A 23899-nucleotide genomic window follows, 5' to 3' on the forward strand; every position below is an offset into this window, starting at 1 on the left:
TCGTTCAGACGGCCTTCCCAGCGAATTCCGCCGTGTTCGCGAGTTCCGCCGAGTCGAGGACGTGCTCGCCCGGCCCCAGGGCGATCGGCGCGCAGCCGGGCAGTTCCGCCGTGGCCTCGCACCCCTGCGGTACGACGATGACGGCTGTCAGCCCGGTGGCGGTCAGCTCCCACGACAGGGACGCCGTGCCGTAGGGGGTCTCATGACGGGTGCGGGCCCACGTGATGTCCCCCCCGGGACGCGGACGGAAAACGATCTTCCGGTACCCGGGAGCGGCGGCGGTCATTCCGCCCACCACGCGGTGGAGCCAGTCGGCGACAGCTCCGAGGGCGTAGTGGTTGAACGACGTCATCCCCCCGGGGTTGAGAGTGCCGTCGGGGCGCAGGCTGTCCCAGCGTTCCCAGATCGTCGTGGCGCCCATGGCGACCGTGTACAGCCAGGAGGGGCACCGGGTCTGCAGGAGCAGGCGGTAGGCGACGTCGAGGTGCCCCGTATCGGTGAGGGCGTCGCAGATCAGGGGCGTGCCGACGAAGCCGGTGGCGATGCGGGCGTCGTCCTCGATGACCAGCTGGGCCAGACGGTCACCGGCCGGCTGCCTCTGCGGCGGAGTCAGCAGGTCGAAGGCGAGTGCGACGGCGTAGGCGGTGGGGCTGTCGCTCGTCATGCGGCCCGAGGAGAGGACGAAGCGGCGGCGGAAGGCGTCGGCCACCTCGTCGGCCAGCTCGCCGTATCGCCGCGCATCCGCGTCATCGCCCAACGCGGCAGCCGCCAGGGCGAGATGCCGGGCGGAGTGGGCGAAGTAGGCGGTGGCGACGAGGTAGCGGTCGGTGCGGCCCGCGGCCGGGTCGTCGGGTGGTGCGGCCGGATCGAGCCAGTCCCCCAGCTGGAAGCCCGTGTCCCACAGGCGGGTCGGCCCGGCGAGGTCGTCCACGAGGTCGACCCACGCTCTGGCCATGGGGTGGTGACGGCGCAGGAGGTCCAGGTCGCCGAAGCGCTGGTAGAGCGTCCAGGGCGTGAGCGTGGCCACGTCGCCCCAGGCGGCGCCCGGGTGGATCGGCGTCCACATGGGCTCGCCCGGGATGACGGGTACGTACCAGGGAATCGTTCCGTCGGGGAGTTGCTCCAGGCCGACGTCGGTGAGCCAGGAGTCGAGCATGCCGGAGCAGTCGTACAGGTAGCTCGCGGTGGGGGCGAAGACCTGGATGTCTCCGGTCCAGCCGAGGCGTTCGTCGCGCTGCGGGCAGTCGGTGGGGATGTCGACGAAGTTGCCGCGCATGCTCCACACGACGTTCTCGTGCAGGCGGTTGACCAGCGGGTCGCTGCACTCGAACCAACCGGTGCGACGCATGTCCGTGTGGTGGACCCGGGCGGCCACCATGTCGGCGCTCAGGTCGGCTGCCCAGCCGCTGACTTCGGCGTAGCGGAAGCCGTGCAGGGTGAAGCGTGGTTCCCAGGTGAGCGGGCCCCGGCCGGAGAGGATCAGGGTGTCCTCGGCGTACGCCTCGCGCAACGGCCGGGTGGCCAGTTCGCCTTCTTCCAGGACCTCGGCGTGCCGGAGGGTGACGGCTGTGCCGGCCGGGCCGTCGAGGGTGACGCGGAGACGGCCCACCAGGTTCTGACCGAAGTCGAGCAGATGGCGGTCGTCGCCGGTGCGGGTGATGGTGACCGGTGTGATCTCCTCGGTGCAGCGCACCGGTGGTCCCAGCGGAGCGACGAGGGTGCCCGGTTCCCGGTTGCCGGTACGGACAGGCGTCCAGTCCCCCGCGGCGGTGCCGGACGGGGTGGACCAGCGGGGATCGTGCAGCCGGGCGTCGAACGTCTCCCCCTCGTACAGGCCGCTGGTCAGGACCGGCCCGGGAGCGGCGCTCCAGGTGCCGTCCGTGGCCACCGAGACGGTGGTGCCGTCCTCGTACGTCACCTCGAGCTGGGCGATGAGGGACTGGTCGGTGCCGTAGATGTTACGGGTGCCGCCGTCGAAGCCGTACTTGCCGCGGTACCAGCCGTCACCGAGCCAGGCGCCGATGGTGTTGGCGCCTTCGGTGAGGAGGCCGGTGACGTCGTGGGTGCGGTAGCGAAGGCGGTGCGGGTAGACCGTCCAGCCCGGGGCGAGTGTCTCGTCACCGACCCTGCGCCCGTTGATCTCCGCCTCGTACAGGCCGTGAGCCGTGATGTAGAGGCGGGCGCGGGTGACGGGCCGGTCGAGAGGGAAGTCCTTCCGGACGCGGGCCGGGCGGCGGTCGGCCGCCGGGTCCTCGTCCCAGTCGGCGCCGACCGGTACGGCATGCCAGTCCGCGGCGTCGAGCAGGCCTGCCTCGACCACGCTCGGCTCGCTCCAGTCCGAGGGGGCGTCCCGGTCCGTCGTCCACACGCGGACGCGGACGGCCACGCGTTCCCGGGAGGCCAGCGGGCCACCGGGCCAGGCAACGAGCACCTGGTCAGGGTTCACGACGCGGCCGGTACGGTCGACGCCGCCGCCGCGGGCGAGTTCGAGTTCGTACGCCTCCTGGGAACCGGCACCCGGTGGCAGCAACCACGAGAGCCGGGGTGTGCGGACGCCGATGCCTAGACCGTCCGGCAGATGTTCGAAGGACACCGGGGAGGGCTGAGGGGGGAGCAAGGAAAGCCTTTCGTCACGTGCGCGGGAGCGGGGCGAGCGGGTGTCAGGGGCAGCGCTCAGCCCTTGACCGCTCCCGAGGTAAGGCCCTTCATGACCTTCTGGTTGAGGAAGAGATAGATCAGGAGGGTGCCGAAGACGTTGATGCAGATGGCGGCGAACAGCGGACCGTATTGGGTGGCGCCGAAGTCACCGGTGAAGTTGAGCAGGCCCACCTGGATGGTCCGCAGGTCCTGGTCGTTGGTGAAGGTCAGCGCGATGAGCAGGTCGTTCCAGATGAAGAAGAACTGCACCAGGCCGACGGTCAGCAGTGCGTTACGCACCAGGGGCACGCTGATGGTCCAGAAGGCGCGCAGGATGCCGGCACCGTCGATGGTGGCCGCCTCGAACAGTTCACGCGGGACGGTCCGGTAGTACGTGGCCATCATGAAGACGGTCAGGGGCAGGCCCGTGCCGGTGTAGGTGAGGATCAGCGGCCACAGGGTGCCGGACAGACCGGTCTGGAAGTACACGGTGAACAGGGGCAGGAGGATCATCTGCGGGGGGACCATCATGCCCGCGAGGAAGACCAGCAGGGTGAGGCTGCGGCCCTTCCACACCATGATCTGCAGGGCGAAGCCCGCGGCTGTGCCGAGGAGCAGCATGAGTGCGAGGGCGGGCAGGACGGCGAGCAGGCTGTTCTGGACGTACAGACCCAGGTGACCGGTGGTCCATGCCTCGGAGTAGTTGCCCCACTCCCACGTCGTCGGCAGGCTCCAGGTCGAATTGTTCAGGTAGTCGTCGTTGGACTTCAGGGACGTCAGGAACATCCAGATCAGCGGGTAGATCTCGACGACCAGCAGCAGGGCGACGACGACCTTCACCCACGGCCGGCGCGGCGCCCGGGCCCTGCGGGCCGGCCCGGCGCTCCCGGTCGGCCCGCGGCCCCGGCGGCCCGCGGACGTCTTCACAGGTATGTCGATGGCCATGGCGTTCAGCCCTCCGTGATGTCGCGCCGCGAGACGCGGTAGACGGCCAGGCTCACCATCAGGCACACGACGGTCAGCAGCAGGGCGATGGTGCTGCCGTAGCCGTAGTCGCTGTAGGTGAACGACGTCTGGAACATGTACAAGGTCAAAGGCGTGGTGCCGTTACCGGGACCACCGTTGGTGAGGGCGACGACGGAATCGAACACCTTCAGGGTGCCGTTGATGCTGAAGATCAGTGACGACATCAGCACCGGCAGGGACAGCGGCAGCACGATGTGCCGGATCAGCCGTAGCCCCGAAGCTCCGTCGAGGCGGGCGGATTCCAGGACCTCATCGGGAATGTCCACCAGACCCGCGAAGAGCAGGACGGCGTAGAAGCCCATGGAGCGCCAGATGTCCATGACGATCAGAACCCAGAACGCGCTTCCGGCACTGCCGAAGAAGTCTATGGAATCGATCCCGACCGCATTGAGCAGCGAATTGACCGGTCCTGTCTGCGGAGCGACCTGGAAGAACTTCTGGAAGAGCAGCCCCACCGCGACCGTGGGCAGCACGACCGGGAAGAAGGCCAGTGTGCGGATCAGTGCGGAGGACTTCTTCAGGAAGAAGACGTACAGCAGGGCCAGCGCGTAGCCGGCGGCCACCTGTCCGACCGTGACGAGCGCCGCGTACTTGAGGGTGAACCAGAGGGCGTCGTGGACAGCCGGATCGTCCAGCAGGCGGGAGAAGTTGGCGACCCCGTTGCCGGTGAAGCCGTCGATGGTGTTGCCCTTGGTGAACGAGTACCCGAGCGACCACACGATGGGGACCAGCATGATCAAGGAATAGACGAGAAGGGCGGGACCGAGCAGGATCGCGATGGCCCTGCGGTCACCGAGTACGCGGTGCATGGATGGTGTCCACTTCGTTTCCGTTGGAGAAGCCTGCCGGAACGCGACCGGGGGCGGCCCACGCGAATCGCGCGGGGAGGCCGGTGGGCCGCCCCCGGCCGGTCACTTGGCGGCCAGCGCGTCCTGGACGGTCTTCATGAACTGCTGCGGGCTCATGCTGCCGCCGACCAGTCCGGCGGCGTTGGTCTGGCTGACGGTGGTGGCCTTGGTGCTGAACAGGGCCTCGAACCACAGCACGTTCTGCTTCGAGGCGCCGATGGTGTCGCGGACCTGCGTCGTGACCTCGTTGGCGTCCTCGACCTCGGTGTTCACCTTGAAGCCCGAGATGGAGCCGTGGTCCTTGAGGGCCGTGCTGCCGTAGTTCTCGGCGATGCAGGACACCCAGTCGCCGGTCTTCTTGTCGAAGGACTTCGCACCCAGGGTGATGCCGAGGCCGACGTTGGAGGGGTACTGGTCGATGGAACCCTTGCCGCCCGCTACCGCCGGGAAGGGCATGAAGCCGACGTTCTCCGCGCCGACCTTGTTCTGCTCGGCGTCGGAGATGTTCGCCAGTGCCCAGCTGCCCATGTAGAACATGCCGGCCTTGCCGTTGAGGAACTGGTTCATGGCGGTGTCGTAGTCGATGGATCCGACGCCCTTGCCGAAGTAGCCCTTCTCCCCCAGGGCGGCGATCTCCTCGGCCGCCTTCACGTACTCGGGGTCGGTCAGCTTCGCCTTGCCGTCGGCCACTTCCTGGAGGGCGTCGGGGCCCAGACTGCGGTACAGGTAGGTGCTCAGCAGGCGGGTGATGGGCCATCCCTGCTGACCGGACGCGGAGAAGGGCTGGATCTTCTCGGCGTCCAGCTTCGCCGCGGCGTCCGCCAGTTCGTCCCAGGTGCCCGGCACGGCTATGCCGTTCTCCTGGAAGAGCTTCTTGTTGTAGAAGATGCCCTCGATGTTGTACTCGTACGGGAGCACCTCGAGCTTGTCGCCGTAGAGGGCCTTGATCGTGGAGACGGCGGCCGGCTCCAGCTGGTCGAGGACCCCGAGGGACGTGAGCTCCTTCTCCAGGTCGACGACCTTGCCGGACTTCGCCAACTGCTGGGTGAGGGCGGGGGCGTTGCCCGCGGCGAACTGCACCGGCAGGGCGTCCTGCCCGGCCAGCAGCTGCAGTTTCTGGTCGAGACTCGCCTGCGGGACGGTCTCCACCTTCAGCGGCAGGGAGTCGTTCGCCGTCTTGCACGCGCCCTTGGACATGGTGGTCAGGGCGGTCTTCACGGTGGTGTTCTCGGTGACGCTCAGATAGCTGAACTCTTCGGGAGCGGCCGAGGAGCCGGAGCCGCTACCGCCGCAGGCGGTGGTGAGCAGCGCCAGTGAGGCGGTGCCGGCCGTGAACAGGCTCAGACGCGCACGACGGACGCGGGGCATGCGAAGGGACACGGAGACTCCCGGAGGTCTTTGAGAGAGGGGCGAGGAACGGCGAGCGGCGCTGAGGAAGGGAAAGAGCCAACCGCGCAGAAGCTGTGTGTAACGTTCTCCACCACGAAGTGGGCAACACCTTGCACCGCTCGCAGGGATCCGTCAAGACACAGAGCTGTAACACCAAGGCGTGAACCAGTAGCCTTGCGGACATCCAGCGGTCACTATGTAGACCGTTACACCCACACCTACGAAATTGGGAGTGCTGACGATGGCCGGGCCTGCCGCACCCAAGCAGAACAAACGCGTGACCATCACCGACGTCGCCCGGCACGCGGGCGTGTCCGTCGCCGCGGTCTCCAAGGTGCTGCGGAACGCCTACGGCGTCAGCCCGGGCATGCGGGAGAAAGTGCGGGCGGCCATCGAGGAACTCGACTACCGCCCGCAGGCGGCGGCACGCGGGATGCGGGGCCGGACATACACGATCGGGGTGCTCCTGGACAACGTCCGCAACGCGTTCTTCGCGGACATCCTCGACGGCATCCAGGAGGAGCTGCGCCACGGCGAGTACACCGTGCTGATCGGCGCGGCCGGCTTCGACCCGGGCGAACAGGCGAAGACCATACGTTCCATGGTCGACCGACAGATGGACGGCCTGATCCTCATCGCTCCGGGGACCTCGCGCGCCGAGGTACTGGCCACGGCGGCGGCCACCCCGACCGTCGTCATCGGCCACCACGACGGCACCGACGCCCATGACTCGGTGGTCGACGCCGACGACGCCGGCGCGGGGCTGGTGGTGGACCACCTGGTGGCGCTCGGCCACCAGGGCATCACTCTGGTGTCGGCCCCCGGTACCAGGTCCAATCAGTGGAAGCGCACCCCGGAAATCGTCCTGGCCACCGGCTACCGCGCCGCCATGGAACGCCACGGCCTCACCGAGCACGCGCGGGTCCACCACGCCGCGTACTCCGACGACGGCGGTTTCAAGGCGGGCATGACCTTGCTGACCGCCGAGCGGCGGCCCACCGCCGTCATGACCGGCGCCGACGTGGCCGCTCTGGGCATCTACCGGGCGGCCCACGAACTCGGACTGCGTATCCCCGACGACCTCTCGCTCGTCGGCTACAACAACACAGCCCTGGCCGCGCTGGCCCCCGTACAGCTGACCAGCGTCGACCAGGCGGGGCACACCATGGGAGCCTCCGCCGCCCGCATGCTGATCGAGCGCGTGGAGGGCAGACGGGACAGGGCCATGCAGACCTCCATGACACCGCGCCTGGTGGTGCGCGGCAGCACCACCGCCCTGCGGGACCGCTAGGCCGTGGACGCGGTGGACGGAGGCGAGCTGACCGTGCTCCCCCCGGCGCGCCCTGGACCAGGGCTCCTGCGGAGGAATCTGATGGACGATGAGGACGCCGCACCTCGCAGAGTGGGCATGAAGGACGTCGCGCGTGAGGCGAACGTCTCTCTCGGCACCGTTTCCAACGTGCTCAACCGTCCGGAGCTCGTCGCCGAGCCCACTCGGACCCGCGTGCTCGCGGTGATCGATGCCCTGGGCTACGTGAGGACGGAAGGAGCCCGGCAACTTCACGGCTGGGCGGCCCGCTTCCTCGCGGTTCTCGTGCCGGACCTGGCCGATCCGTTCTTCACCGCCCTGGCCATCGGGGTGGAACAGGCCGCTCGCGAGGCGGACCTCGGCGTGATGGTGTGCACCGGGACCCGGGACCCCGAAGAGGAGGCCCGCCACCTTTCCTTGATCACTTCTCACCGGATCCGTGGTGCCGTACTGACCTCGGGCGAGGCGGTCGGGCGCACAGTGGCAGCCTTCCGGCGGAATGCCGTTCCGTTCGTCGTCGCCGACCAGTTCGGACCCCAGCCCGCGGCCTGTTCCGTGGGCATCGACGATGTGGCGGGTGGGCACGCCGCGGTCCGGCACTTGATCGACCAAGGGCACCGCTCCATCGCCTACGTCAGCGGACCGGACCATCTCCAGCAGGTACGGGACCGCCGCAGAGGAGCCGGTGACGCGGTCACCCGGGCCGGGCTCCGGCCCGCGGCTCTGAAGGAGCTCACCTGTGCGGACCTCACCGTGAGCGCCGGCAAGGACGCCGGTCACCGCGTCCTCGGTCTCCCCCACCGGCCGTCCGCCGTCTTCTGCGCCAACGACCTGCTTGCGCTGGGCGTGTTGCAGGCGCTGTACGAAGCCGGGCTGAGGGTGCCGGAGGACATCGCTGTGGTCGGATACGACGACATCGAATTCGCCGCGTCCGCCGTGGTACCGCTCACCTCGGTGCGGCGGCCCGCCGTGGCGCTGGGCCGGCAGGCCGGCCGTCTGCTCATCCAGGACACGACCCGCGGCGCGGCCCACGAACACTCCCACGTCGTGATGCAGCCCGAACTGGTCGTGCGCCGGTCGACGATGGCCGCGCCGTCGCGGTGACCCGGGTCGGCCAGGGCTGTTCAGGAGCATGGCCGTGCGGGTACGGCGTACGGCGCGGTGAAGGACTCCGGCGCGGTCGGGACCAGCGGGGTGACGAGCCCGGGCGGTGCGACGGCCGGGGCCGGGTCACCCGAAGCTCCCTCGCCACCGGGCATGAGCAGGGCAGGCAGCACAGTGCCGAGGACGGGCCGACGGCTGCCGGCCGTCGGCGGAGCGACCGGCGGCGGAGCGACCGGCGGCCTGCCGGGCCCGGCGGGACGGGCACCGTGGTCACGGGCAGGCGGGTCGGCGGGAACCGGCACGGCGGCACTCCAGGGTGGGACGCGGAAAGGTGGCGCCACGGAGCGGGCGGGCCCGCCTGCCGGAGATCTCGGGGCACGCGCGCGTGACGTGCCACGACTATGCGTTCCGGGCGCAGCGGTGCCCACCCCCTACGTGATCCGACATGCGGATGGCGATGATCCAGGCCGTGGATGGCGCCGCGCGGCGGGGTCGGATTCGCCGGCAGGGGCCGCTCAGTGGGCCTCCGGCGCCTCGGACACGTCAGCCATGCGCCTGCCCACCCGAGCGGTCGTCTCACGCAGCCAGATGTGGGCCGCGTCGTGTGTGTGGACCGGGTGCCACCACATCGCCTCGCGCAGCGGCACCGCTTCGTAGGGCGGCTCCACGGTCCGCACGGCGGCGAGCGGCGCGAGGAGACGGGCGAGGCGCGCCTGGATCAGGGCGATACGTCGCGTACCCGCCACCAGCAGCGGCAGCAGTTGGAAGCTGTCGACGGACACCTCCACGTGCGGCTCGATGCCGAGCATGCCGAGCTGGCGCACGGCCGGAGCGTCGTAGGTCCGTTGGTAGGTGACCCAGGGCAACCGCCCCAGATCGCCGCGGGTGAGACGACCGTCGACGCTCGGATGATCGTCCGCGATGAGGAAGACCCACTTGTCGTCGTAGAGGTCGGTGGCGGGGAAGTCGCTGATCACGCCGTGCGGCATGAGCAGACCGTCGGCGGTACTCAGCAGCGTGGCCGTGTCGTCGACCACGGTGGGTGGCGTCTGGACGAACCGCAGCCGGATGCCGGGGGCCTCCTCGTGGACCACCCGGGCGAGTTCGGCGCCGAACACGGCGACCGCGTAGTCGGACGCCACTAGTTTGAACTCGCGCTTCTCGCTGCCCGGATCGAAGTCGGCCTGGCTCGCGAAGAGGCGTTCCACCACTTCGTAGGCCGTGGACGTGCGGAGCAGGAGTACCTGCCCGAGGGCGGTGAGTTCGTAATGACCGCCCACGCGGGCGAGCAGGTCGTCACCGAAGTGGCGGCGCAACCGGGCCAGCGAAGCGCTCATCGCGGGCTGGCTGAGACCGACGCGCTGTCCTGCTCTGGTGACGTTGCGTTCCTCGAGCAGGGCACGCAGGGCGACGACGAGGTTGAGGTCGAGGCGGGCCAGATTCACGGAGTTTCCCTTGCTGTAGGGCGCCGAGCAGGTAGGAATAAATGGCGTGGATGGCGCTCATCCACGGAATCGATTTCCCTGATCGCGGGTGACGGGTCCAGATTAGTCACACCGCAACCAGGAGGACATGTTCGTGAAATCTGCATCCGCGTCCGCGCTCTTCGCCGGACCGTTCGCTCTGGCCACGCTCTCGGCACCGGACGGACCGGCCTTCCCCGCGCTCGTCACGGCTAACGCCCAGGTGATCGACCTGCGCGCGGCCTTCGGTGACGAGTCCCTGTCGGTCCGTGGTCTTCTGGAGACCTGGGACACGGCCGTGGCGCGGCTCACGGCGCTGGCCGGCGACAGCGGTCAGGAGCGCAGGCCCCTGGCGGACTTCCGGGTGCATGCTCCGGTCGAGCCCCGCCAGGTGTTCCAGTCCGGGGCGAACTATCGGCAGCACGTGATCGACCTGCATGTCGCGCACCGGGCACCGGGCGACGACCGCTCCGAGGAGGAGCGGCGTGCGGAGGCCGCAGAGATCATGGACCGCAGGGCGGACGAGGACCTGCCCTACGTCTTCATCGGGCTGCCGAGCGCGATCACCGGCCCGTACGACGACGTCGTACTCCCCTCCTGGGCCGAGAAGCCCGACTGGGAACTGGAGCTGGTGGCGGTCATCGGCCGGCCGGCCCACCAGGTGTCCGTGGAGGAGGCCCTCGGCTGTGTCGCCGGCTACACCATCGCCAACGATTTGACCGACCGGGCGACGGTGTTCCGCCGGGACATGCCTCAGATCGGCACCGACTGGCTGCGCAGCAAGAACGCCCCCGGGTTCACCCCGCTCGGCCCCTGGATCGTGCCGGCCGGGTCGGTCGCGAACACCGACGACCTGCGTCTCGTGCTGAAGCTCAACGGGGAGACCATGCAGGACGAGTCCACCAAGGACATGATCTTCGATGTCGCGCGCATGGTGTCCTATGCCTCGCAGACGGCCCGGCTTCTGCCCGGTGACCTGGTACTGACCGGATCCCCGGCCGGCAACGGCATGCACTGGGGGCGGCTGCTGCGCGACGGCGACGTGATGGACGGTTCCATCACCGGGCTCGGTGCACAGCGCACCCGATGTGTCGCCGAGGTGTCGTCGTGACCCTCGACCGCCACGACCCCGAAGGGTCGATCGCCCGGGCCGCCCGCGCGTGTTCCAACTGGGGTCGCTGGGGCGAGGACGACGTGCTGGGCACCCTCAACTTCCTGGACGGGTCGAAGCGGCGGGAGGCAGCCGCACTCATCCGCCGGGGCGTCAGTTTCTCGCTCGCCCAGAGTTTCGACATGGACGGCCCGCAGAAGGGGTGGCGCCGCCGCACCAATCCGGTCCACACCATGCTGGACACCGGCACCGACGCGGCCCTCGGCCTGCAGGGCTTCCCGCACGGCCTCGGCGGTGCCGACGACGTCATCGCGATGCCGTTGCAGTGCTCCACGCAGTGGGACGGGCTCGGCCACATCTTCGACCACGGCAAAGCGTGGAACGGCCGGGACGCGGCGACAACCGTCACCTCCGAGGGCGACCTGGTCACGGGCATCGAGCACATGGCCCCTCATGTCGCCGGGCGTGGCGTGCTCCTGGACGTCGGCCGCACGATCGGTGAGGAAGGTGAACTGCCCGACGGCTTCGCGATCACCGAAGAACACCTGACGGCGACCGCCGTAGCCCAGGGAGTGACTGTCGGCCGCGGCGACATCGTGCTGGTCCGTACGGGACAGCTCGCCCGCGCCCGCCGCGACGGCTGGGGCGACTACGCGGGCGGACCCGCCCCCGGCCTCTCCTTCACCACCGCCGGCTGGCTGCACGGCACCGAGATCGCCGCGATCGCCACCGACACCTGGGGCTTCGAGGTACGGCCCAACGAGTTCGACATCGCTTTCCAGCCCCTGCACCAGGTCGCCATCCCCAACATCGGCCTGCTCATCGGGGAGATGTGGGACCTGGAGGCCCTGGCCGAGGACTGTGCGGCCGACGGCGCGTACGCGTTCTGGCTCACGGCCGCGCCCCTGCCCATCACCGGCGCGGTCGGTTCGCCCGTCAACCCGATCGCCGTCAAGTAGTCAGAGGAACAAAGGAGTTCCACCATGAATGAAGCCCGCACGGTCCTGGTGATCGGCGGCGGCGCGGCCGGCAACGCCGTGACGCTCCTGCTGCGCCGCGCCGGAATCGACGTACACCTGATCGAGGCCAAGGAGGACTGGAACGCCACCGCCGGCTCCGGCATCACCCTCCAGGGCAACGCACTGCGCGTGCTGCGCGAACTGGGCGTCTGGGACCAAGTCGAGGCGTCCGGTTACGGTTTCGGGTCGGTCGGCATCACCGCTCCTGACGGGACCGTCCTGCACGCGCAGGACGACATCCGCAGCGGTGGCGACGACCTCCCCGCCACCGTCGGCATGCAGCGGCCGCAGCTCCAGCGCATCCTGATCGAGGCCGTACGCGCCTGCGGCGCGTCCGTCCGCCTGGGGGTGACCGCCGAGACCCTGGACCAGGACGCCGATGGTGTCACCGTCCGCTTCAGCGACGGCTCCGAGGGCCGCTACGACCTGGTGATCGCCGCCGACGGTCTCGGCTCCGCGACCCGGGCAGCCATCGGCATCACGGCGAAGCCCGAGCCGACCGGCATGGCCATCTGGCGCGTCGCCGCCCCCCGCCCGACAGGCGTCGAGCGAACCGACCTCGCCTACGGGGGCCCGGCCTTCATCGCCGGCTACTGCCCCACCAGCGACAGCACGCTCTACGCGTACGTCGTCGAGGCCAACCGCGACCGCACCACCATCCCGCCCGAGTCGTACGCCGACGAGATGCGCCGCCTGGCCCAGGCCTACGGCGGCAACTGGCCGGAGATCACCGCGCACATCACCGACCCGACGCAGGTCAACTACACCTGGTTCGACCGCATGCTGGTCGAGGGATCCTGGCACCGCGGCCGGGTCGTCCTCATCGGCGACGCCGCCCACTGCTGTCCGCCCACCCTCGCGCAGGGCGCCGCCCTGTCCCTGGAGGACGCCTGGGTGCTGGCGCAGCTCCTGACCGGATCCGGCACCTGGGACGACGCCCTGTTCCAGCAGTACTACGAACGCCGGATCGCGAGGGTCCGGCCGGTGGTGGAAGCGTCCGTACAGATCGGGCAGTGGCAACTGGACGGGGTACGCGACGCCGACGTTCCAGGCCTGATGGGCCGCACCATGACCATGCTCCGGGAGCTGCCGTGACCTGCCCGACCGTGGACGTGCACGCCCACGTGCTGCTGCCGGAGGTCGAGGCACTCGTCGTCGGCCTGCCCGGCCACGATGCGGCAAAGGCTCTGGACGCCCGCCGGAACGGCGCCGCGGCCCTCGCCGTCAACGGCCCGATGGTGCGCGAGCGGATCCCCGGGCTGACCGACCCGGCCGTACGCCTCGCGGCCATGGACGCGCAGGGCGTGGACGTCCAGCTGGTCAGTCCCTCCCCCTCGCACTACCACTACTGGGCCGACGCGGAGACGGCGGAGAAGGTGTGCCGGACCGCCAACGAGGCGACAGCCGCGCACTGTTCGGCCGCTCCCGCCCGGCTGCGCGGACTCGGACTCGTACCTCTGCAGCATCCGGAGCTGGCGGTGCGCGCCCTCGACCAGGCCCTGGAACTGGGGCTGCTCGGGGTGGAGATCTCCAGCAACGCCCCGGGACGGGAACTGTCCGACCCGGCCTACGAGCCGTTCTGGTCACGGGCCGACGAGACGGGCGCGATCATCTTCCTGCATCCCTTCGGGTGCACGCTCGACGAGCGCCTGGACCGGTGGTACCTGTCCAACACGGTCGGCCAGCCGACCGAGAACGCCGTCGCACTCTCCCACCTCATCTTCTCGGGCGTACTGGACCGGCACCCGGGTCTGAAGCTGATCGCCGCCCACGGCGGCGGCTACCTCCCCACCCACATCGGCCGCTCCGACCATGCCTGGTCCGCTCGCTCCGACGCCGGCGCCGGCTGCGCCCACCTGCCGAGCAGTTACCTCAAGCGGCTCTACTTCGACTCGCTGGTCCACGACCCCGACGTCCTGCGCGAACTGATCCGGGTGGCCGGGGCCGACCGCGTACTCCTCGGCTCCGACTACCCCTTCGACATGGGCAGCGAGGACCCCGTCGGTGCTCTGCGCGCCGCGAGGCTGTCCCAGGCCGACTTCGACGCCGTACGCGGTGACAACGCCGCCGTCCTGATCGACCCCGCTCTCGCCTGAGGAGGAACCCACCATGAGCGCACGCCTGCTCACCCACCTGCGCCACGTCGACCTGGCGGTGCCGGACTACGACAAGCAGCTCGACTTCTACTCCGGCGTCTGGGGCCTCACCAAGGTCACCGAGGACGCCGGGATCTCCTTCCTGGCCGCCGAGGGCTCCCCCGAGCAGTACGTCGTACGGCTGCGCAAGGCCGAGGAGAAGCGGCTGGACCTCGTCTCCTACGGCGCCGCGAACCCGGCCGACGTGGACACCCTCGCCGAGCGGCTCCTGGCCGGCGGCGTGCAGCTGATCTCGCGGCCCGGCACCGTGGACACCCCGGGCGGCGGGTACGGCTTCCGCTTCTTCGACGTCGACGGCCGCACGATCGAGGTGTCCGCCGACGTCGAGGTACGGCAGCACAGGAAGATCGAGGAGAAGGAGGCCATCCCGGTCAAGCTCTCCCACGTCGTCCTGAACTCCCCCGACCTGAACCGCACCCGCGAGTGGTACGAACGCCACCTCGGCTTCGCCCTCTCCGACACGCTCTCCTCCCCGCACATGGGTGAGGTCATGCACTTCATGCGGATCAGCAACCAGCACCACTCCATGGCCATCGCCCAGGGCCCGCACACCGCGCTGCACCACGTCTCCTTCGAGATGCGCGGCATCGACGAGTACATGCGCGGCTCCGGCCGCGTCATCCGGGCCGGACACCGCAAGGTCTGGGGCCCCGGCCGCCACATGGCGGGCGACAACACCTTCACGTACTTCCTCGACCCGCACGGCAACACCGTCGAGTACACCACCGAGCTGGAGAACCTCGACGAGGACACCTGGCACCCGCACGTCTACGACTTCTCGCAGCCCGAGGTCACCGACCAGTGGGGCACGGCCAACACGATGAACGAACTCGTCGCCAAGGAGTCCTTCAACGACCCCGACCGAGGCGTCTTCGTCGCCCCGCCCGTCTGATCCGCTCGCCCTTCTCGGGGGTACGGCAGCGTGGGACCCGCTCCGTTCCCACGCTGCCGCCCCCGGTCCCCAGCAGGTGCTCCCACCGCTGCGACCACCGGTCCACGATGCCCTCGACACCGCGTCGTCCGACGGACAGGGTCTGCCGTCCCCCGCAGGCCGGCAGACGTGTGAGGTGCGCACGGACATCGACGGGACAGCCGCCGCCCGGGCGGCGGCCGGTTCCCCGCCACCTGGCACCGGCCGACCCCGCGTAGCTCCCGGACCGCGACCGGGCCGCGAGTGGGCAGCGGCTGCCCGTGCCTCCGCCCGGGCCGCGGGCTACCGCGGCCGCGTCGCCGTGGACGCCGACCGCGTACCCAATCCTCTCCACCGCCCCCTCCACACCAGGAGCCGTACCATGCGTTTCGCCGCTTACGAGCATCAGCACCGCCACCGCACAGCCGTTGTGGAGGAGGACGGCACACTCTTTCCCCTGCCGGGCGTCTCCTCGCTCACCACGCTCCTGAAGGAGACCGACGGCCTGCCGGGGCTCCTCGCCGCGGGCGCCGCGGCACTCGATGTGCCGCCGGGGCCCCATGTCTCCCAGGTGCGCCTGCTCCCCCCGCTCCAGCCCGCCTCCATACGCGACTTCGTCACGTTCGAGGAACACGTCGACGGCGTGCGCCGATCCGTCGACGGAGTCGCGGGCGTGCCCGAGCAGTGGTACGCGGCTCCGACGTTCTACTTCACCAACCCGCACGCGGTCTACGGCCCTGACCAGGGCGTGCCCGTGCCGCCCGGCTCAAGCGTCCTGGACTTCGAGCTCGAGGTGGGAGCTGTCATCGGCCGCGAGGGCCGCGACCTCACCCCGGAACGGGCCCGTGACCACATCGTCGGCTACACCGTCTGCAACGACTGGTCCGCACGCGACCTCCAGTCGGCGGAGATGAAGGTGGGGCTCGGCCCCTGCAAGGGCAAGGACACCGCCACCACCCTCGGCCCCTACCTGGTCACCGCGGACGAACTGGAGCCCTACCGCGACTCCGAAGGCTTCCTGCGGCTGGCCCTCACCGCAACGGTCAACGGGAAGATTGTCGGCGAGGACCTCCTGTCCAACATGAGCTGGACCTTCGAGGAGATGACCGCCTACGCGTCCCGCGGCACCCGGGTCGTCGCGGGTGACGTGCTCGGCTCCGGCACCTGCGGCAACGGCGGCTGCCTCGCCGAGCTCTGGGGCCGGCGGGGCGAGCGGACCCCTCCCCCCTTGCAGCCGGGTGACACCGTCAGCCTGACCGTCGAGGGCGTGGGCACGCTCACCAACACCGTTGTTCCCGGCGCCGAGCCCCTTCCTCTGCCGGCCGGTCGGCGTCGAGGCCGGGAGCGGCCGTGACCGGCCCGCACACCGGGAGACTGCTCGGCAGGGTGGTCGTCGTCACGGGCGCGGCCCGTGGTCAGGGCGCCGCGGAGGCCGCCGCCCTCGCGCACGAGGGCGCCCAGGTCATCGCCACGGATGTCGACCCGGTGGCCGGGTGCCGCGGTCTGGACGTCACCAGCGAGCAGGACTGGGCCGAACTCGCCGCCGAACTCCGGGAGACGTACGGGCAGGTGCACGGCCTGGTCAACAACGCCGGCATCACCTGGCGCGCCCGCGTCGGCGACATACGCCCCGAGGACATGGCACGCGTCCACGCGGTCAACGTCACCGGCCCTCTGCTCGGCATCCAGCACCTCATGCCCCTGATGCCCCCGGGATCCTCCATCGTGAACGTCGGCTCCTCCGCGGCCCTCACCGCCCATTACCCGGTCGCGTACACGACCAGTAAGTGGGCGCTGCGGGGACTGTCGAAGACTGCGGCGCTGGAACTGGGCCCGCGCGGTATCCGCGTCAACACGATCCATCCCGGCTACATCGAGACCGAGATGACCGCCTCCGCCGCCCCGGCCTTCCGTGAGACCAACATCCGCGAGACCCCGCTGGGGCGCACCGGACGCGTCGACGAGGTGGCTCCGCTGGTGGTTTTCCTGCTGTCCGACCAGTCGTCGTTCATCACCGGAGCCGAGATACCCGTCGACGGCGGGCTCACCGCGCACGGCGGTGTCAAGTCCGTGTCCGACGCCCTGCGCGCCGGTGCCGCGGAGTGAAACGGCTCGAAGGCAAGGTGGCTCTGATCTCCGGCACCAAGCGAGGCCTGGGCCGGGCAGCGGCCCTGCGCTTCGCGGCCGAAGGCGCTCTGGTCATCGGAGGCGACCTGCTGCACGCGGAGGCCGTCGAGACCCGGCGGCTCATCGCCCGGGAGGGCGGCACGGCCCTCACCCCCGGCCCGTCGGACGTCACCGACGAGGACTCCGTCCGCACTTGGGTGGCGGAGGCCGCCGCCGCGTTCGGCGGCCTCGACATCGCCTGTGCCGAGTCGTGGACGGCGGCCGGCTCGCGGTCCGTCCCGGCGCGCTCACACGAAAGGAATCACGCACGTGAACAAAGTCAGCGGCAGCGCCGCCGAGGCGGTCGCCGACATCCCCGACGGCGCCACACTCGCCGTCGGCGGTTTCGGACTCTCCGGAATCCCTGACGTCCTCATCGACGCCCTGTACGAGCAGGGGGCAGCCGGACTGGAGGTCGTCTCCAACAACTGTGGCGTGGACGGCCGCGGCCTGGGCATCCTGCTCGCCGCGCGGCGCATCGCCCGGGTCACCGGTTCCTACGTGGGCGAGAACAAGGAGTTCGCCAGGCAGTACCTCAGCGGAGAGCTGGAGGTGGAGCTGACCCCCCAGGGCACGCTCGCCGAACGCCTGCGGGCCGGCGGCGCGGGCATTCCCGCCTTCTACACCCCGGCCGGTGTCGGCACCCAGGTGGCGGAGGGCGGCCTTCCCTGGCGCTACGCACCTGGGGGCACCTCCCGGCCGGAGGCGGGGGGAGGCTCGGTCGCCGTCGCCTCACCGGCCAAGGAGACGCGGGACTTCTCCGGGCGGACGTACCTCCTGGAGCACGGCATCACCACCGACTTCGCCCTCGTCCGGGCCTGGCGCGGCGACCGGCACGGCAACCTCGTCTTCCGCCGGGCCGCCGCGAACTTCAACCCGCTCGCGGCGATGGCGGGTCGCGTCACCGTCGCCGAAGTCGAGGAACTCGTCGAACCCGGCGAGCTGGCCCCCGACGATGTCCACCTGCCCGGCATCTACGTGCAGAGGATCGTGGAACTCACCCCCGGACAAGCCGCTGACAAACGTATCGAAAAGAGAACGGTGAGCAACTGATGCCCTGGACCCGTGGACAGATGGCCTCCCGCGCAGCCGAAGAACTCGACGACGGCTCCTACGTCAACCTGGGCATCGGCCTCCCCACCCTCATACCCGGCTACCTCCCGCCCGGGGTCCACGTCGTGCTCCACTCCGAGAACGGCATCCTCGGCACCGGCCCCTACCCCACCGAGGACGAGGTCGACCCGGATCTCATCAACGCCGGGAAGGAGACCGTCACCGTCCTGCCCGGCGCCTCCTTCTTCGACTCCGCGCTCTCCTTCGGCATGATCCGCGGCGGCCACATCGACGCCGCCGTACTCGGCGCCATGCAGGTGTCGGCCCGTGGTGACCTCGCCAACTGGATGGTCCCCGGCAGGATGGTCAAGGGGATGGGCGGCGCCATGGACCTGGTTCACGGCGCCCGCCGTGTCATCGTCCTCATGGAACACACCGCCAAGGACGGCAGCCCCAAGATCGTCGAGGAGTGCACCCTGCCCCTCACCGGTCGGCACTGCGTGCACCGCGTCATCACCGATCTCGGCGTGCTGGACGTCACCGCTCGCGGCCTCGCCGTCGTCGAAACGGCGCCTGGCGTCACGTTCGCGGATATCACCGCGCGCACCGACGCTCCTGTGTACGCGGACAGTCACACGGCCGCATGTTGATCCCGCAGGTCCGGGGACGCGTCCCTGACTGTGGACGCGTTCCTGACTGCTCTGTCTCCACGAAACCGTTGACACCGGGGTAACCCCCTCGCAATATAGTCCGTACACCAATGATTGATGTACTGATCATCTCGCGAGGGCTTCTCGTCGCTTCCGTCGGTGTCCTCCAATTCCCTGACAAGGAGGCCATATGTCCGTGACCCCTGTTCCACTCCGCATCGCCGTGGTCGGCGGTGGTATCGGCGGCCTGGCCGCGGCGCTGTCCACCGCCCGCGCCGGTCATCACGTGACCCTGGTGGAACGCGCCGCCCGGTTCGGGGAGATCGGCGCCGGCCTGCAGCTCGCCCCGAACGCTTCTCACGCCCTGGAGGAACTCGGGGTACTCCAAGCGGTCCAGGGCACCGCGGTCGCCCCGCCGGCACTCGTGATGATGGACGCACTGAGCGGAGAGCAGATCACCTCGCTCGATCTCCGCAGCACGGCGTACACCCGGCGCTTCAGCCACCCCTACCTGGTCACGCACCGCACGGACCTGCATACCGTGCTCCTCGCCGCCTGCCGGGAACACCCCGCCGTCACGCTGCGCACCGGACACACCGTCACGCACGTGGACCAGGACGGCTCCGGTGTGCACCTGCACTTCGCCGAGACCACGACACGGCTGACCGCCGACGCGGTCGTGGCGGCCGACGGCCTGCACTCCCGGCTGCGTCGGAGCCTGGTGGGGGACGGAGAGCCGGTCTGCTCGCGCTACGTCGCGTTCCGCGGAGCACTTCCCGCGGACAGGATGACCGGCCGGATGTCCCAGCACGCCGCGTCGGACGCGGTGATGGTCTGGGCCGGACCGCGCATGCACCTGGTGCAGTACCCGGTACGCCGCGGCGAGCTCTACAACCAGGTCGCGGTGTTCGAGAGCGAGCACTACACACCGGACTCGGACGCCTGGGGCACCGAGGCCGAGCTCGAGGAACGCTTCGCGGGAACCTGCCAGGCCGTGCGTGACGCACTTCCGCTGATAGCGCGGGACCGGCGCTGGCCTCTGTTCGACCGTCTGCCCGTCGACGACTGGGTGCACGGCCGGATCGCACTGCTCGGCGACGCCGCGCACCCGATGCTGCAGTACCTGGCTCAGGGCGCCTGTCAGGCACTGGAGGACGCCGTCGCCCTGGGAGGCGCTCTCGGCCGGTTCGCCGACCCTGCCGACGCCTTCGCCGCGTACGCCGGTCAACGCCGCGAGCGCGCGGCCATGATCCAGACCAACGCCCGCCGCTTCGGCGAGATCTGCCACCTGGAGGGCATGGGGGCCACCCTGCGCAACCGGCTCCTCGCGTCACGTGGGCCCGAGGACTTCGACGACGTCTCCTGGGTGTGGACGCCGTCCCCCGCCACCGCCCCCATCCCGTGACCCAGCAGCCCAGGAGGACACCATGACGACCGACGAACTCGCCTACAAGGCCCTGCCGGGCCTGGGTGCGGCGCCGCTCTGGCGCTTCTACGGCAATCTGTTCCCCGCCCGGCCGAAGAGCCGCGCCGTTCCCTACCGATGGAGCTGGCGGGAACTGCGGCCACTCCTGCTGCACTTCTCCCGGACCCTCTCCCTGGAAGAGGCCGAGCGGCGGGTCCTCATGCTCGTCAACCCTGGCCTGACCGACCCCCCGGCCACCGTCAACACGCTCTACGCCGGACTGCAGGTCATCCTGCCCGGCGAGACCGCCCAGGCCCACCGGCACACGTCCAACGCCTTCCGCTTCATCCTGGAAGGCAGCGGCGCATGGACGACGGTCAACGGCGAGCGTGTCTTCATGTCCCCCGGCGATCTGCTGCTCACCCCCGGCTGGCACTGGCACGACCACACCCACGAGGGCGACGCGCCCATGATGTGGCTCGACGCGCTGGACTACCCGCTGGTCAACGCCCTTGAGGCCGGCTTCTACGAGAAGTTCCACCAACGCCTCCAGCCCGTTACCCGGGCGGACGACGCGGGCAGCAGGCAGTTCCTCCACGGGAGGCTCAATCCCGTCTGGCTCTCGCAGGACGGGCCCAACTCACCCGTCACCCGCTACACCTGGCAGGAGACCGGGCGGGCCTTGGAGAGCATCGCCGACACGGCGGAAGGCAGCGACGTCGACGGCATCGTCCTGGAGTACACCAACCCGTGGACGGGCGGTCCGGTCATGCCCACCATCGGCTGCCGCGTCCAGCGGCTGCGCCCCGGCTTCCAGGGAGCGGGCCGCAGGCACACGGCCTCCACCATCTTCAATGTCGTACGCGGTGAAGGCGCCACGATCGTGGACGGCGTACGACTGGACTGGGCCGAGCACGACACCTTCGCCGTCCCCGGATGGGCCTCCTACCGTCACCTGAACGCCTCCGCCTCCGACGACGCCGTCCTGTTCTCGTACAGCGACGAGCCCGTCATGCGGTCCCTCGGCCTCTACCGCGCCGAAGACGCCGACCCCGGCGCCTGATCCCCTTCCCCAGACACCCCACAAGGAGGCCACGATGCGTCTGGCCCTGTTCAACAAGGGACGCCTCGGAATCGTCGACGGCGACGACCTCGTCGACGTGACCGGACAACTCGCCGGAACCGGTGACCCAGGTGCGGCGGGTGCGCTGCACCAGCACATCGAGACCGTCGCACGCGGCGGAGCGGTACAGGTCGACCTGGCCGGTCGCGCACGCGTTCCGCTCGACGAAGCGGTCCTCGAAGCTCCCCTGCCCCGGCCTGGGAAGATCGTCGGCGCACCGGTCAACTACCTCGACCACAAGGCCGAGATGGCCTACACCACGTCCGTCGCCGACCTCGGTGTCTTCCTCAAGGCCAACTCCTCCGTCATCGGCCCGGGCCAGGACATCCTCCTGCCCTACACCGACAAGCGCACCGACCAGGAAGGCGAACTGGGCGTCGTCATCGGACGCACCGCCAGCCATGTCGACGCGGCCGACGCGCTGGACCACGTCTTCGGCTACACCTGCGTACTGGACATCACCGTGCGCTCCGGCGAGGACCGCTCCACGCGCAAGTCGTTCGACACGTTCACACCGCTCGGGCCCTGGATCGTCACCGCCGACGAGATCCCGGACCCCGATTCCCTCGGTCTGCGCTGTGACGTCGGCGGCGAGACCCGGCAGCGCACCAACACGGCCGATCTGATCTTCGGGGTCGCGGAGCTGATCGCCTACACCTCGTCCGTCATGACACTCCACCCCGGCGACGTGATCGCGACGGGCACGCCCGCCGGAGTGGGACCGCTCGGCCACGGGGACCGCGTCGTCCTGGAAATCGATCGCGTCGGCCGCCTGGAAGTGGGTGTCGACGGCTCCCGGGCCACCCCGTACACGCAGCGCCCCGGACGCCGGGACCGCTGACGCGAGGTCGCGCACAAGGTGGTGTCGCGCACTCCTAGACTCCATCCCAGACCGGCTGTCTCTCGGCCGGCACCACCTAGGCGACAAACGGAGGGAGCACCGTGGCGCGCGCACTGGAGCTGCCCAACTACATCGGCCATCTGATCCGGCGGGCCGAGCAGGTGCACACGGCCCTCTGGGCCCAGCACGTCTCCCGGGAGATCACCTCCCAGAAGTTCGCCGTCCTCAACGCGCTCAGCCGGGAGCCCGGGGTGGACCAGAGGACTCTCGCACGTCTCACCTCGCTGGACCGCTCCACGGTCAACCTGATGATCCGCCGCCTGACCGATCAGGCCCTCGTGAGCCAGGTGCGCGACGAGGACGACCGCAGACGCACGCTGCTGAGTCTCACCGACGAGGGTGCCGCGCTGCTCGACTCCCTGATCGCTCCGGCGGAGCGGATCAACGAACTGCTTCTCGGAGCACTTCCCGCGGGTGAACGGGCAACAGCCGTCGACATCCTCGGCAGACTCGCTTCGCTGGACGAGGGATCGCTCCCCGGCGGAACATGAGACCTGACGACCCGACCGGGCGTGCTCCGGGTAACTGGCCCGGTGCTCGGGCTTCACCCCTCCGAGCCGACGTCCCGGTCAGGAGCCCGCGCAGAGTGACGTGGCGGACCGATCCGGCGACGACTGCCACCACAGGTCGGCCTCGAGCGGTGTGGGCGAGGGTAGGACGGCCGACAGGCGCAGCGGGTACCGGCTCGAGGCGCGCGGGCCCGCTGCGGGAGAGGGCGGGGGCCGCTCACCGGGGCGGTCGGCGCCAGACGTGGCAGGTACGGCCGCCCCGGTCGACATGCGTAGTGCCAGGTTGCCGGCTGTTCGCGTGGACGTCCCTACCCGGACATGGTGCTGGAGGCGTTCCTGCGTACCAAGTCCGCCCGCCGACGCCGTGCACCAGATCGCCGTCATCGGCGACACCTCCTACGACGTGCTCAGCGGTGTACGGGCCGGCGCGGGGCTGGTCGCCGGGGTACGCACCGGAGCCCACGACGGCGACGTCTTCCGCGAGGCGGGGGCAGGCCACGTCCTGGTCTCCGTCGCCGACCTCCCCGCCCTCCTGCGGTAAGGCCTTCCACATCGCACGCCTCGAAGGCGGGGGGTACGGGCGACGACCTGCTCGGAAGTGCGGAGTCAGGTCACCGCCCGCGACGGCCACGGCAACAGCATCGGCCGCACGCTGCCGCGTGCCTTGCCGGTGGCCTGACCCGCACGGCCGACAACGGCCCGGCGCCTGCCCGCCACATCGCCGTCGGCCTGGTCCGGGGTTTCGTCGTCTCGGGCAGTGCTTCGCGGAGCGCCGCGGCGACCGGTGCGGGGGCCGCACCCCGATGGCGTCACTGATCGCCGCGGGCTTGATCCTGCTGAACCGGGGCCTTCCTCAACCCGCTCTTGCCGGAGTCAGTCCTTGCGCCCGGTCGCGGCCACCGTCACGCCGGGGCCGGTCATCGCGACGAGCATCCGCACCACCACATGTACGAGACGCGGCGGCCCCCTGCGCGTACGGCTTCGGCCTGCGTCACAAGTGACATGGCCCGTGCGGTGCGCTCTGTCATGGGTTCGTATGACGCCGGGCCATCCTACCCCAAGAAAACGCCCCGGGCGCCGGGGGCCGGGGGCCGGGGGGGGGGGGGGGGTGGAAGGAGAG

The 23899-nt window shown here is 70.1% G+C and carries 22 protein-coding genes and 1 pseudogene; 17 read left to right on the plus strand and 6 right to left on the minus strand.

What is annotated here, in order from left to right; all coding sequences use genetic code 11:
- Nucleotides 1-4: 4 nt before the first annotated feature.
- The 4 genes from ACFWVP_RS11815 to ACFWVP_RS11830 form a co-directional block, all read right to left on the minus strand.
- Nucleotides 5-2593 (minus strand): family 78 glycoside hydrolase catalytic domain, encoded by a 2589-nt coding sequence (locus ACFWVP_RS11815; RefSeq protein ID WP_384495785.1) that lies wholly within the window; start codon nucleotides 2591-2593, stop codon nucleotides 5-7.
- An 80-nt stretch (nucleotides 2594-2673) separates the two neighbouring features.
- Entirely contained in the window at nucleotides 2674-3582 is a 909-nt protein-coding gene (locus ACFWVP_RS11820; RefSeq protein ID WP_384495787.1) for a carbohydrate ABC transporter permease, read from the minus strand.
- A 5-nt stretch (nucleotides 3583-3587) separates the two neighbouring features.
- On the minus strand, nucleotides 3588-4472 hold the full coding sequence (locus tag ACFWVP_RS11825) for a carbohydrate ABC transporter permease (RefSeq protein ID WP_384495788.1): 885 nt from the start codon (nucleotides 4470-4472) through the stop codon (nucleotides 3588-3590).
- Between the two features lie 102 nt (nucleotides 4473-4574).
- Nucleotides 4575-5891 carry an ABC transporter substrate-binding protein gene (locus ACFWVP_RS11830; RefSeq protein ID WP_384495790.1) on the minus strand — a complete coding sequence of 439 codons (1317 nt, stop codon included), beginning with the start codon at nucleotides 5889-5891 and terminating at the stop codon, nucleotides 4575-4577.
- A gap of 286 nt (nucleotides 5892-6177) precedes the next feature.
- Between ACFWVP_RS11830 and ACFWVP_RS11835 the strand changes: the two genes are divergently transcribed.
- Both ACFWVP_RS11835 and ACFWVP_RS11840 read left to right on the plus strand, forming a co-directional pair.
- The gene (locus ACFWVP_RS11835; protein WP_384495792.1) at nucleotides 6178-7191 is read left to right on the plus strand and encodes a LacI family DNA-binding transcriptional regulator; all 1014 of its coding nucleotides are present in this window, start codon (nucleotides 6178-6180) and stop codon (nucleotides 7189-7191) included.
- A gap of 81 nt (nucleotides 7192-7272) precedes the next feature.
- Nucleotides 7273-8313: a LacI family DNA-binding transcriptional regulator gene (locus ACFWVP_RS11840; RefSeq protein ID WP_384495794.1), complete on the plus strand. Its 1041-nt coding sequence runs from the start codon at nucleotides 7273-7275 to the stop codon at nucleotides 8311-8313.
- A gap of 20 nt (nucleotides 8314-8333) precedes the next feature.
- On the opposite strand, the gene ACFWVP_RS11845 is transcribed toward ACFWVP_RS11840, so the two are convergent.
- Nucleotides 8334-8615, minus strand: coding sequence for a hypothetical protein (locus tag ACFWVP_RS11845; protein ID WP_384495796.1), 282 nt, complete (start codon nucleotides 8613-8615; stop codon nucleotides 8334-8336).
- 213 nt (nucleotides 8616-8828) lie between these two features.
- On the minus strand, nucleotides 8829-9758 hold the full coding sequence (locus ACFWVP_RS11850) for a LysR family transcriptional regulator (protein ID WP_384495797.1): 930 nt from the start codon (nucleotides 9756-9758) through the stop codon (nucleotides 8829-8831).
- 127 nt (nucleotides 9759-9885) lie between these two features.
- On the opposite strand from ACFWVP_RS11850, the gene ACFWVP_RS11855 reads away from it, so the two are divergent.
- From ACFWVP_RS11855 to ACFWVP_RS11925, 15 genes and pseudogenes are all read left to right on the plus strand, one after another.
- Complete coding sequence (locus ACFWVP_RS11855; RefSeq protein ID WP_384495799.1) at nucleotides 9886-10887, plus strand: fumarylacetoacetate hydrolase family protein; 1002 nt, start codon at nucleotides 9886-9888, stop codon at nucleotides 10885-10887.
- Nucleotides 10884-11846, plus strand: coding sequence for a cyclase family protein (locus ACFWVP_RS11860; protein ID WP_384495801.1), 963 nt, complete (start codon nucleotides 10884-10886; stop codon nucleotides 11844-11846). The genes ACFWVP_RS11855 and ACFWVP_RS11860 overlap by 4 nt, the downstream gene beginning before the upstream one ends.
- A gap of 24 nt (nucleotides 11847-11870) precedes the next feature.
- Nucleotides 11871-13001, plus strand: coding sequence for an FAD-dependent oxidoreductase (locus tag ACFWVP_RS11865; protein WP_384495802.1), 1131 nt, complete (start codon nucleotides 11871-11873; stop codon nucleotides 12999-13001).
- Complete coding sequence (locus ACFWVP_RS11870; RefSeq protein ID WP_384495804.1) at nucleotides 12998-14002, plus strand: amidohydrolase family protein; 1005 nt, start codon at nucleotides 12998-13000, stop codon at nucleotides 14000-14002. The genes ACFWVP_RS11865 and ACFWVP_RS11870 overlap by 4 nt, the downstream gene beginning before the upstream one ends.
- Nucleotides 14003-14015: 13 nt before the next feature.
- Nucleotides 14016-14954, plus strand: a complete 939-nt coding sequence (locus ACFWVP_RS11875) for a VOC family protein (protein WP_384495806.1) — start codon at nucleotides 14016-14018, stop codon at nucleotides 14952-14954.
- A 400-nt stretch (nucleotides 14955-15354) separates the two neighbouring features.
- Nucleotides 15355-16326 (plus strand): fumarylacetoacetate hydrolase family protein, encoded by a 972-nt coding sequence (locus tag ACFWVP_RS11880; RefSeq protein WP_384495808.1) that lies wholly within the window; start codon nucleotides 15355-15357, stop codon nucleotides 16324-16326.
- Nucleotides 16323-17078: an SDR family NAD(P)-dependent oxidoreductase gene (locus ACFWVP_RS11885; RefSeq protein ID WP_384495809.1), complete on the plus strand. Its 756-nt coding sequence runs from the start codon at nucleotides 16323-16325 to the stop codon at nucleotides 17076-17078. The genes ACFWVP_RS11880 and ACFWVP_RS11885 overlap by 4 nt, the downstream gene beginning before the upstream one ends.
- Before the next feature lie 17 nt (nucleotides 17079-17095).
- A complete protein-coding gene (locus ACFWVP_RS11890; RefSeq protein ID WP_384495881.1) occupies nucleotides 17096-17506 on the plus strand; it encodes an SDR family oxidoreductase in 411 nt (136 codons plus the stop codon).
- The gene (locus tag ACFWVP_RS11895) at nucleotides 17409-18191 is read left to right on the plus strand and encodes a CoA transferase subunit A (protein ID WP_384495811.1); all 783 of its coding nucleotides are present in this window, start codon (nucleotides 17409-17411) and stop codon (nucleotides 18189-18191) included. The genes ACFWVP_RS11890 and ACFWVP_RS11895 overlap by 98 nt, the downstream gene beginning before the upstream one ends.
- Nucleotides 18191-18841, plus strand: a complete 651-nt coding sequence (locus tag ACFWVP_RS11900) for a CoA transferase subunit B (protein WP_384495813.1) — start codon at nucleotides 18191-18193, stop codon at nucleotides 18839-18841. Before ACFWVP_RS11895 ends, ACFWVP_RS11900 begins: the two co-directional genes overlap by 1 nt.
- A 190-nt stretch (nucleotides 18842-19031) precedes the next feature.
- A complete protein-coding gene (locus tag ACFWVP_RS11905; protein WP_384495815.1) occupies nucleotides 19032-20246 on the plus strand; it encodes an FAD-dependent monooxygenase in 1215 nt (404 codons plus the stop codon).
- A gap of 22 nt (nucleotides 20247-20268) precedes the next feature.
- Nucleotides 20269-21309, plus strand: a complete 1041-nt coding sequence (locus ACFWVP_RS11910) for a cupin domain-containing protein (RefSeq protein ID WP_384495816.1) — start codon at nucleotides 20269-20271, stop codon at nucleotides 21307-21309.
- A 34-nt stretch (nucleotides 21310-21343) separates the two neighbouring features.
- Entirely contained in the window at nucleotides 21344-22210 is an 867-nt protein-coding gene (locus ACFWVP_RS11915) for a fumarylacetoacetate hydrolase family protein (protein WP_384495817.1), read from the plus strand.
- 101 nt (nucleotides 22211-22311) lie between these two features.
- Entirely contained in the window at nucleotides 22312-22761 is a 450-nt protein-coding gene (locus ACFWVP_RS11920) for a MarR family winged helix-turn-helix transcriptional regulator (protein ID WP_384495819.1), read from the plus strand.
- 312 nt (nucleotides 22762-23073) lie between these two features.
- A pseudogene (locus ACFWVP_RS11925) lies at nucleotides 23074-23320 on the plus strand (haloacid dehalogenase); the annotation flags it as partial.
- Between the last annotated feature and the right edge of the window lie 579 nt (nucleotides 23321-23899).

The sequence above is a fragment of the Streptomyces sp. NPDC058637 genome (assembly GCF_042717325.1).
Lineage (GTDB): Bacteria > Actinomycetota > Actinomycetes > Streptomycetales > Streptomycetaceae > Streptomyces.

Excerpts from the sequence above, each read along its gene's own strand:
- ACFWVP_RS11820 (WP_384495787.1), bottom strand. The coding sequence starts at position 3,582 with ATGGCCATCGACATACCTGTGAAGACGTCCGCGGGCCGCCGGGGCCGC.
- ACFWVP_RS11865 (WP_384495802.1), top strand. The coding sequence starts at position 11,871 with ATGAATGAAGCCCGCACGGTCCTGGTGATCGGCGGCGGCGCGGCCGGC.
- ACFWVP_RS11875 (WP_384495806.1), top strand. The coding sequence starts at position 14,016 with ATGAGCGCACGCCTGCTCACCCACCTGCGCCACGTCGACCTGGCGGTG.
- ACFWVP_RS11855 (WP_384495799.1), top strand. The coding sequence starts at position 9,886 with ATGTTCGTGAAATCTGCATCCGCGTCCGCGCTCTTCGCCGGACCGTTC.
- ACFWVP_RS11840 (WP_384495794.1), top strand. The coding sequence starts at position 7,273 with ATGGACGATGAGGACGCCGCACCTCGCAGAGTGGGCATGAAGGACGTC.
- ACFWVP_RS11915 (WP_384495817.1), top strand. The coding sequence starts at position 21,344 with ATGCGTCTGGCCCTGTTCAACAAGGGACGCCTCGGAATCGTCGACGGC.
- ACFWVP_RS11910 (WP_384495816.1), top strand. The coding sequence starts at position 20,269 with ATGACGACCGACGAACTCGCCTACAAGGCCCTGCCGGGCCTGGGTGCG.
- ACFWVP_RS11825 (WP_384495788.1), bottom strand. The coding sequence starts at position 4,472 with ATGCACCGCGTACTCGGTGACCGCAGGGCCATCGCGATCCTGCTCGGT.
- ACFWVP_RS11880 (WP_384495808.1), top strand. The coding sequence starts at position 15,355 with ATGCGTTTCGCCGCTTACGAGCATCAGCACCGCCACCGCACAGCCGTT.
- ACFWVP_RS11905 (WP_384495815.1), top strand. The coding sequence starts at position 19,032 with ATGTCCGTGACCCCTGTTCCACTCCGCATCGCCGTGGTCGGCGGTGGT.
- ACFWVP_RS11900 (WP_384495813.1), top strand. The coding sequence starts at position 18,191 with ATGCCCTGGACCCGTGGACAGATGGCCTCCCGCGCAGCCGAAGAACTC.